Annotated in this window: 9 protein-coding genes and 1 tRNA gene; 7 read left to right on the top strand and 3 right to left on the bottom strand. The window is 58.2% G+C overall.

The features are described from left to right. The coding region (locus tag DT23_RS04080) for a helix-turn-helix domain-containing protein (protein ID WP_038128478.1) at positions 1-1147 on the bottom strand (1147 nt) is incomplete at its 3' end. A gap of 302 nt (positions 1148-1449) precedes the next feature. After that, positions 1450-1526, bottom strand: a tRNA-Arg gene (locus DT23_RS04075). Between the two features lie 261 nt (positions 1527-1787). Between DT23_RS04075 and DT23_RS04070 the strand changes: the two genes are divergently transcribed. After that, complete coding sequence (locus DT23_RS04070; protein ID WP_038128475.1) at positions 1788-2816, top strand: LacI family DNA-binding transcriptional regulator; 1029 nt, start codon at positions 1788-1790, stop codon at positions 2814-2816. A 37-nt stretch (positions 2817-2853) separates the two neighbouring features. On the opposite strand, the gene DT23_RS04065 is transcribed toward DT23_RS04070, so the two are convergent. After that, positions 2854-3675 (bottom strand): ABC transporter permease, encoded by an 822-nt coding sequence (locus DT23_RS04065; protein ID WP_038128472.1) that lies wholly within the window; start codon positions 3673-3675, stop codon positions 2854-2856. 128 nt (positions 3676-3803) lie between these two features. On the opposite strand from DT23_RS04065, the gene cysQ reads away from it, so the two are divergent. From cysQ to DT23_RS04035, 6 genes are all read left to right on the top strand, one after another. Then, a complete protein-coding gene (gene cysQ / locus DT23_RS04060; protein ID WP_038128470.1) occupies positions 3804-4601 on the top strand; it encodes a 3'(2'),5'-bisphosphate nucleotidase CysQ in 798 nt (265 codons plus the stop codon). Then, positions 4601-5401: a 3-deoxy-manno-octulosonate cytidylyltransferase gene (gene kdsB / locus DT23_RS04055; protein WP_038128468.1), complete on the top strand. Its 801-nt coding sequence runs from the start codon at positions 4601-4603 to the stop codon at positions 5399-5401. The genes cysQ and kdsB overlap by 1 nt, the downstream gene beginning before the upstream one ends. A gap of 193 nt (positions 5402-5594) precedes the next feature. After that, the gene (gene galU, locus DT23_RS04050) at positions 5595-6488 is read left to right on the top strand and encodes a UTP--glucose-1-phosphate uridylyltransferase GalU (protein ID WP_038128466.1); all 894 of its coding nucleotides are present in this window, start codon (positions 5595-5597) and stop codon (positions 6486-6488) included. 2 nt (positions 6489-6490) lie between these two features. Further along, on the top strand, positions 6491-7477 hold the full coding sequence (gene galE, locus DT23_RS04045) for a UDP-glucose 4-epimerase GalE (RefSeq protein WP_038128464.1): 987 nt from the start codon (positions 6491-6493) through the stop codon (positions 7475-7477). A gap of 19 nt (positions 7478-7496) precedes the next feature. Then, positions 7497-8516 (top strand): glycosyltransferase family 2 protein, encoded by a 1020-nt coding sequence (locus DT23_RS04040; protein ID WP_038128462.1) that lies wholly within the window; start codon positions 7497-7499, stop codon positions 8514-8516. Positions 8517-8702: 186 nt separating this feature from the next. After that, entirely contained in the window at positions 8703-9680 is a 978-nt protein-coding gene (locus tag DT23_RS04035) for a glycosyltransferase family 2 protein (protein WP_205618211.1), read from the top strand. Positions 9681-9682: the final 2 nt, after the last annotated feature.

Genomic DNA, 9682 nt, shown 5'->3' with positions numbered 1-9682 from the left:
CCCCTGCCGTATGGGAGGCGATCTCACCACCACTCCGCGGTACTTGGTCGGCGCCGTCCGACCTCTTACCAGCGGCGCGCAATTGACGCTGAAGCCCCTGGAGTTCTCCAATCAATCCTTGAAGCGCAGAGCCGCGCGCGGCGGTATTCCGAGCCAGGCCGAGGAACGCGCGTCGCATATCATCGACGTGATGTGCGCTGCCCTCTCTCTCCGCATTCCGGTCTGCAACCAGCAAACAAACGGCGGCCTTCTCTGAGCCGAGGCAGTCGACCTGCCTCTGCCAGAGGCCCGCTGGGATACCCCGAACTTGAGCCCAGTCCTTCGCCGCAGCAGAGATCGTGCGCCAATCTGGTGGCGCGCCTAGAGGGGCGTATATCTTCACCGCGTCTTCGAAGCCGGGGCTGGCGAGAATGCAGAACTGCGCAGGGGTCAGCCGAAGTTCGGGTTGCCTACCGCTACTTCTTTTTGAATATGCTTTTATACTTTCCCTGGGTGCGACATCCGCGTCGCACCGGTCGGACATTTCCACTGCCACAGGCGCCTCGGCGAGTGTCTCGATCAACGCCTCCAAAGCGTCGGCGATCTCCTTCAACCGTGCGTAACGCCAGATGCGGGAAGGGCGACGAGATGGCAGGATCACTTCCGCGGCCTCTTCGGCGGAGGCGTCCCCGGAGGTGCGAACCCGTTCTAGCAGTTTGGGGATATGAAGGCGCAGGCGCTTGGCCTCTTCCTTCTCGAAGCAGGCCTTCCGCGCGGCGGTTTCGATCTCGCGAGCCCGGTCCACGAGCGGGGCGAGGTTGATGCCGAAAGCATAGCGGATGACGTTCTCCGACCTGACACCATACCGTCGGCAACGTGCTGCACTGGATTTCACGATGAAGCCCAGCTCTGCAAGTCGGGCTTCGGTCCGCGCAATCTGGCGCGGGTCCGCATCCAGCTGCGATGCGGTTTCCGAGACCGAGGGCCACAGGGCACAGATCCTGCCTGCGGCATAGTCTTGATCCTGCGTCTTGGAGATCGCGAAGCGCAAGTACTTGAGCGTTGTATCGGTCAGGCCGAAATGCTTCGCCGCCTTCACCAGGAGGCCGTAGAGGTCCCATCGGGTCATCCCGTCCGGCAGGCCGCGGTGCGTCAACACATGTGTCATGCGGACCTCCCATGGGCAAGGTCACCCCACAGGATTTTCGTTGCGACAGGGCGGTTCGATGCGCTATATTTAGGGAAGCAGAATTTCGTGCCTGCTTTTGAATTTGCCTCGGTTTCGGTTGCCGCCGGACCGAGGTTTTTCTTTGCCCATCTCCCAGCTGAATCAGAAACGACCCGATCCGACTGTACGGACTTTGTACGGGATGCTCTCGATCCCGCACCGAAAACCGCCGGAAAATCCTGCAGTAAACTGCATGATGCGCGCACCATAGGCGCGCAAGCATCTGATATAAATACGAAAAGTGGTGACCCCGGCAGGATTCGAACCTGCAACCTGCCCCTTAGGAGGGGGCTGCTCTATCCAGTTGAGCCACGGGACCACGCGGCCCTTGATGGCGTCAAAGCGGCGATCGTGCAAGTGCGTGAGGGGCTCGAAACCGAAAAGGGGAAGCGTGTTGGCCCACTGCTTCCCCTTTTGGTACCCGTCCCGCGTGCGATATATGCGCGCGGGTCGAGTGACAGCAGAAGGCGGATTGGCCGAAGCTCTCCGCCCCTGTTACCGCTAACATGGCGCGCATCATTCGCTTGCGCAAGGGAAATGTTTGGCGCTAACAAGAATAACACCATCAAAGGATGTTTGCGTGACCCGCCCTCATGATCTCCGCCGCCCCCTGACTTTGCGCGATGTCTCCGAAGCCTCGGGCGTCTCGGAGATGACGGTTAGCCGGGTTTTGCGCAATCGCGGTGACGTGTCAGATGCGACCCGCGAAAGGGTGTTGAAAGCGGCGAAAACGCTTGGCTATGTACCCAACAAAATCGCGGGCGCGCTGGCCTCGCAGCGGGTCAATCTGGTGGCGGTAATCATACCGTCGCTGTCCAACCTCGTGTTTCCCAAAGTGCTGTCAAATATCTCGGACGAGCTGGAAGATACCGGGCTGCAACCTGTTGTCGGTGTCACCAATTACTCCCCTGAGAAAGAGGAACAGGTGCTGTACGAGATGTTGTCATGGCGTCCGTCCGGGGTGATCATTGCCGGGCTTGAGCATACCGATGCTGCGCGCGCGATGTTGCTAAATACCGATATTCCGGTGGTCGAGATCATGGATGTCGATGGTGAGGGGATTGATAGCGTAGTGGGCATTTCGCATCGCCGCGCCGGGCTGCATATGGCCGAGGCGATCATTGCAGCGGGCTATCGCCAGATCGGCTTTATCGGCACAAAAATGCCCGAGGATCACCGCGCGCGTAAGCGGCTTGAAGGGTTTAAGGAGGGGCTGGCGAAAGCCGGGATCGCCTTGGCCGATGCCGAATTTTACTCGGGCGGCTCTGCCTTGGCAAAGGGGCGCGAGATGACGGAAGCCCTGTTGAAACGCAACCCGAACTTGGATTTCATTTATTATTCCAACGACATGGTTGGCGCTGGCGGACTGTTATATTGCCGCGATCATGGCTTGGATGTGCCCAATCAGATCGGACTTGCGGGGTTCAACGGGCTTGATTTGTTGGACGGCTTCTCGCAGCGGCTTGCCACGATGGACGCGTGTCGGGGCAAAATTGGGCGCAAAGCGGCCCAGATCGTGGCCGAGCGCTCGCAAGGCGGTCAAGCCACTGGCGAGGTGATTGAAATGGAGCCCGTGCTGCAATTGGGCGACACGATCCGAAAACCCTAAGAAACCACGGATAGCTCAAGGCATTCCGCGATAAGCCTTAGCGTTTCGCACCCCAGCTTAGCGAAGCATATTGGCGCGTGTAGAACTCACCCATCAAACCGATCATCACTAGGGCCAAACCCAGATACAGCGGGTATTCCCAGTTCGAGAAATGCGGGTTGTAGTTGATGAAAACATAGCCGCGCGCCTGATCAATCGTGTGAAACAGCGGATTCCAGTCAAACAGCACCAGCATCTTGTGCGGCAGATTATTCGCAAGGAACATCTTGCCAGAGGCGATCATATTCGCGCGCGAATAGACCTGATGAACAATGCTAACGACGTCAGGGGCCCATGGTTTTGCCGCAAGTAAGACCAATCCGATGGCCGCGCCCGTAAACCATGACAGCAACACCATCGCCATCGCGCCGACCCAATTGTAAATTTCAATCGGGTGAAAGGCGACATGATAGATGAACAGCACCACGAACATCGACAACAACTGGATATAAAGCGAGCCCAGCGCGGCGGAGGAAATAGAGATCGCGGTCGTCATTGGCGCGTGTTTCATCATGGCCGAGGTCGGCCCTTCAGCCCCGAACACCGCACCCATGGCCTTGGTATGCGTCATGAACAGGAAAATCCCGCTCATGACATAAAGCAGGAAATCCCCGCGAATCGCGTTGCCGCGCAGCCCCAAAACGCCAAACATGATGTAAAACGTGATGACCAAAAGCACGGTCTGGAACATATTCATAAGCAACCCAAGCAGCGCATTGCCATGCGACTTACGCAGATGCCGCACGGTCGCATGATAAATCAGCTCCAGCAGGCTGAAGGTCGATCCGATCGTGGAATTGCTGCGATCTGCCTTAAACATGTTCTGCCATCCTGGCTGCCTGCGCCGACACTCTAAGCTAGAAACCTTGTCGTTCCCTTGACCGCGCATCATAAGGGAGGTGGATAACCATAGCAATTGGGCCAGAATTGGGCCGAAACGGAGATGTGATGGATTTCGAACATCTGACACGCGTGATGCGCCGCTTGGCACTCGAAGCGGGCGACAAGATCATGGAAATCTACAATGCGCCCGAATTTGAGGTGAAATCTAAGTCTGACAACTCGCCGGTCACCGAGGCCGATGAGGCAGCAGATGCGTTGATTTCAGCCGGATTGCGCGCGGAATTTCCCGACATGGCGCTGGTCACCGAAGAACAGGCGGCCTCGCACGCGCAGTCGGTTTCGACATTCCTGATCGTTGATCCCCTTGATGGCACAAAGGAATTCGTCAAACGTCGCGGCGATTTCACCGTCAACATCGCCTATGTCGAGGACGGCAAGCCGTTGCGCGGCATCGTCTATGCGCCCGCGAAGGGGCGATTGTTTTACACGCTGCCCGATGGTCGCTCGATTGAGGAAACCGGGCCGGATTTCGACAAGGCAACGCCGGGCAAGCAAGAGCCGATCTCGGTTTCGGTGCCTGACAATCGCGCGCTGATGGTTGTCGCGTCAAAATCGCATCGCGATCAGGCCACCGATGACTATATCGGGCAATATGCGGTGGCAGACCTGAAATCGGCGGGCTCGTCGTTGAAATTCTGTCTGGTCGCCACCGGAGAGGCGGATCTCTATCCGCGCCTTGGTCGCACGATGGAATGGGATACCGCAGCGGGCGATGCGGTGTTGCGCGGCGCGGGGGGCCAAGTGGTACGCTTTGACGATCATACCCCCTTCACCTACGGCAAAGCCGGCTTCGAAAACCCGTTCTTCATCGCCTATGCTCCTGGCGTTCTATTGGTGAAATAATGTCCGTTCTGATCGTTATTCCGGCGCGCTATGCGTCAAGCCGCTATCCCGGCAAGCCGCTGGTCGAACTGACTGGTGCGACGGGCACCGCCAAGACCCTGATCCAGCGTAGCTGGGAGGCCGCGATGGACGTGACGGGCGTGGATCGCGTCGTCGTGGCGACAGATGATGCGCGCATTCGCGACGCCGCGCAGGCTTTTGGGGCCGAGGTCGTGATGACCTCGGAAAACTGCCGCAACGGGACCGAGCGCTGCGCCGAGGCGGCGGCGAAGCTGGGCGATACTTACGAGATCGTGGTCAATTTGCAGGGCGATGCGCCGCTGACCCCCGCATGGTTCATCGAAGATCTGGTGGCCGGGCTGCGCGCAAACGCTTGGGCCGAGCTGGCCACCCCGGTGTTGCGCTGCGAGGGCGAGATGCTCGCCAGTCTGCGCGAAGATCGCCATCACGGTCGCGTCGGCGGCACCACGGCGGTGTTCGGGGCGGGCAACCGGGGTCTCTATTTTTCCAAGGAGGTGATTCCCTACACCGCTGGAAGCTACCTGCCCCACGACCCGACCCCCGTGTTTCATCACGTTGGCGTCTACGCCTATCGCCCCGATATTCTAGCGCAATATCCCGAATGGCACGTTGGGCCGCTTGAAGAGCTGGAAGGTCTGGAACAGTTACGTTTTCTGGAAAACGGGCGCGCAGTTTTATGCGTCGAGGTCGAGGCACGTGGGCGACAGTTCTGGGAGTTGAACAACCCCTCCGATGTGCCGCGCCTGCAGGCTATGATGGCGGAGATGAAACTGCCCTGATCGCGTCGAACCTGCAACGCTTGGACTATTTTCACAGAAAATGACCGGAATTCGCGCATCTGACATTTAAATAGGCGATAAACGGCAAGCATGCCGCGCACACTCGTGCAGCATGCTTGTGACCCGCGACAATTACCGCCACAATGCTTTGAGAATTGGCTTCGGCCACTCGGATTCAACTTATAGGTGCCCAATGAAAAACAAGGTTACGAAGGCGATCTTTCCGGTTGCTGGCCTTGGAACGCGCTTCTTGCCCGCAACCAAATCGATCCCGAAAGAAATTTTGACGTTGGTGGATCGTCCGCTCATTCAATACGCAATCGACGAGGCGCGCGCGGCGGGCATCAAAGAGTTCATCTTCGTGACCTCGCGCGGGAAATCTGCGCTTGAGGATTACTTTGATGACGCGCCCGAGCTGGAAACCGCTCTGCGCAAGAAAAACAAAGATGAACTGCTGCAAGAGCTGAAGTCCACGAATATGGAATCCGGCGCCATCGCCTATGTACGCCAGAACAAGCCGCTGGGTCTGGGCCACGCTGTTTGGTGCGCGCGCCGCCTTGTCCATAACGAGCCCTTTGCCGTCATCCTGACCGATGACGTGATCGCCGCCGAAAAGCCCTGCCTCCAGCAAATGATGGAGGCCTATGACGAGACCGGGGGCAACATCGTGGCTGCAATGGAAGTCCCGCGCGAGAAAACCTCGTCTTACGGCGTATTGGATTGCGAAAGCGAAGATGGCGCGACCGTCAAGGTTAAGGGCATGGTCGAAAAGCCCGCCCCCGAAGATGCGCCCTCAAACCTTGCTGTGATCGGGCGTTATATTCTGACGCCGAAGATCATGCAGAACCTGAACAAGCTGAAATCCGGTGCCGGTGGTGAGATTCAGTTGACCGATGCGATCGCCCAAGAGATCTCTGATGGAAACCCGGTCTATGGCTATCGCTTCCGCGGCCAGCGGTATGATTGCGGCACCAAGGCGGGCTTCTTGCAGGCCACGGTTGCCTTCGGTCTGCAACGCCCCGATCTGAAAGACGAATTCAGTGACTATCTGACTGACCTGATGTCGATGCGTCAGGCGGCCGAGTAGCGATGCCCAAGCATGTTCTGGTCACCGGGGGTGCGGGCTATATCGGCGCGCATGCTTGCAAAGCCTTGAGCAAAGCAGGCTATGTGCCGGTTTGTTTCGACAATTTTTCGACCGGCTGGAAACAGGCGGTCAAATACGGCCCGCTTGAAGAGGGTGATCTGGCGGATCGCGCGCGCCTTGATGAGGTGTTCACGCAATATAAGCCCATCGCCGTGATGCATTTCGCCGCTCTCAGCCTTGTCGGCGAGTCGATGTCGAACCCGGCGAAATATTGGTCGCAAAACGTCAATAACGCCCTCAACCTGATCGAGGCGACGATTGCGGCAGATTGCAAACATTTCGTCTTTTCATCGACTTGCGCGACCTATGGCGATCAGGATGGCGTCGTTTTGAACGAGGACACGCCGCAACGCCCGATCAACGCCTATGGCGGCTCGAAACGCGCAATCGAGGATATGCTGCGCGATTTCGGGGCGAGCCACGGGCTTCACTCAGTGATCTTTCGCTATTTCAACGTCGCAGGCGCTGATCCCGATGGCGAGGTGGGCGAGCAGCATGTGCCTGAAACCCATCTGATTCCGCTGATGCTGGACGCGATTGATGGCAAGCGGGCGGCACTGACGGTGTTTGGGTCAGATTACCCGACGCCCGATGGCACCTGCGTGCGTGACTATGTGCATGTCTGCGATCTTGTGGATGCGCATGTTTTGGGGCTGCGCTGGCTGGAACAGGATAAGGGCAACGCCGTGTTCTGTCTTGGCTCTGGCAAAGGATTTTCGGTGCGCGAAGTGATCGACGCCTCGCGCAGCGTAACCAATCGCGATGTGCCGATTGTCGAGGGTGAGCGCCGTGCCGGTGATGCGGCCTCGCTGGTATCGGGTTCGCGACGCGCGCTGTCCGATTTGGGCTGGGCACCGCAACGCTCGGACATGGCGACGATGATCGCGGATGCGTGGCGCTGGCATCAAGCGCCAGAGTATGAATACTGACCCCCTGAAAGGGTCTGGTATGAGCGAAGACACAGGTTGGCGCGCGGCTTATCGGTTGCGCCTCAAGCGGCGGCAATTGTTGTGGCGTGCGTTGCGTAGTCGCCATGGATTGCGCGCGCGGTTGAACCAAACCGGCCAGATCGCGCGCGGTGACATTCTGCTATTCGCCACCATGCGCAACGAGGCGCAGCGCCTGCCCTATTTTCTGCAGCATTACCGGCAATTGGGCGTGCGCCATTTTCTGATCGTCGAGAATGACAGCACCGATGACACGGTAGAGTTGCTGCGCACCCAGCCCGATGTTTCGCTCTGGAGCACGCAGCGCAGTTACCGCGAAGCGCGCTTTGGGATGGATTGGCTGAACTGGCTGCTGATGTGCTATGGGCGCGGTCACTGGTGCGTCACTGTCGATGCCGATGAGCTGCTGGTTTACCCTGATTGCGAGGCACGGCCGCTGCCCGCACTGACCGATTGGCTGGATGCGCGCGGTGCACCGGCGATGGCCGCGATGATGCTGGATATGTATCCCGATGGGCCGCTTTCCAGCGCGCGTTCGACGACGGGCGATGATCCGACGCAGGCTTTGCCGCTGTTTGACACCCAAGGCTATACTTGGGAATATCAGCCGCGTTTTGGCAATATCTCGATCCGGGGTGGGCCGCGTAAGCGGGTGTTTTTTACCGAACGCCCAGACCACGCCCCGCATCTGCATAAAGTGCCGCTGGTTAAATGGAATTGGCGCTACGCCTATGTCAGCTCGACCCATGTGGTGCTGCCGCGCACGCTCAATCGCGGGTTTGATGCGCGCGGCGGCTTACCAACCGGAGCTTTGCTACACTCCAAGTTTCTCGATGGTGCCCTGCAACGCGCGCGCGAGGAAAAAGAGCGGGGCGAGCATTTCACCCATCGCGACCGCTACAACGCCTATTATGATGCGATTAGCGGCGATCCGGACCTGTCTTGTGATCACTCGGCGCGCTATACAGGGCCAGACTGTCTGGTTGATCATGGCGTGATGAGCCGTGGCGACTGGACCTAATACTGCCAGCAGTTTACGCAAGCGGAACTTATGCGTAATCTTGGCATGATTTTCTCATGACGCATGTGCGGATAACGTGCAAAATGGGAAACAATTAACTGACCGGAAACCAATTTCGGCGAAAAGACATGAGTGCGGCAGAAGGGATAGGCTTTGGGATCGAGGGAGCTGATACAACTGCGTCGAATGCGCAGATTTCGCCAGATTCGCGCCTTTCGCAAAAGACGCGAAATCGGGGCTGTTGCGGATCGCACCGGAAAAATCGCTCCTGACGATATTCTGGTCTTTGTCACGCTGCGCAACGAACGCATTCGCCTGCCCTATTTCCTGCGCTATTACCGCAACATGGGCATTCGTCATTTCCTGTTCGTGGACAATGGCTCGGATGACGGGACACGCGACTATCTGGCCGAGCAAGAGGATTGCTCGGTTTGGGTCACCGGGGCGTCCTATAAGGCGGCCAACTTCGGGATGGATTGGCTCAACCATCTGCTGCGCAAATACGGCACCGGGCATTGGACGCTGACGATCGACCCTGACGAGTTCTTCGTCTACCCGTTCAGCGACACCCGCCCGATCGATGCGCTGACCGATTGGCTCGATACTTACGGCATCCGGTCCTTTCCCGCGATGCTGCTCGATATGTATCCCAAAGGCCCGATTGATGCGGTGCCCTACGTCGAGGGGCAAAACCCATTTGAGCGCGCCTGTTGGTTTGACGCCGGCAATTACATGATCTCGCGCAATCAGAAGATGCACAATCTGTGGATTCAGGGTGGCCCGCGCGCGCGCGTTTTCTTTGCCGAGGAGCCGAAAGCCGCGCCGTCACTGAACAAAATTCCGCTGGTGAAATGGGAGCGGGGGTTCGTCTACACCTCTTCGACCCACACGCTTTTGCCGCGCGGTTTGAACCACACTTACGACACCAGCGGCGGTGAGATGGTGTCAGGCTGCTTGATGCATGCGAAATTCCTGTCGCCTCTGACCGAAAAGGTCGAGGAAGAGCTGGATCGCGGCCAGCATTACGCAGGCTCGCGGGAATATCGCGCCTATGCGCAAACCATCGGCAAGCAACCCGATTTGTGGTGTAAATGGTCGGAAAAGTATATCAACTGGCGACAGCTCGAAATTCTCGGGCTGATGTCTAAGGGCAATTGGGCGTAGGG

It is taken from the genome of Thioclava indica, assembly GCF_000714545.1.
Taxonomy (GTDB): domain Bacteria; phylum Pseudomonadota; class Alphaproteobacteria; order Rhodobacterales; family Rhodobacteraceae; genus Thioclava; species Thioclava indica.
Note: the sequence above shows the minus strand (reverse complement) of the source record. Positions and strands in the feature narration are given on the sequence as shown.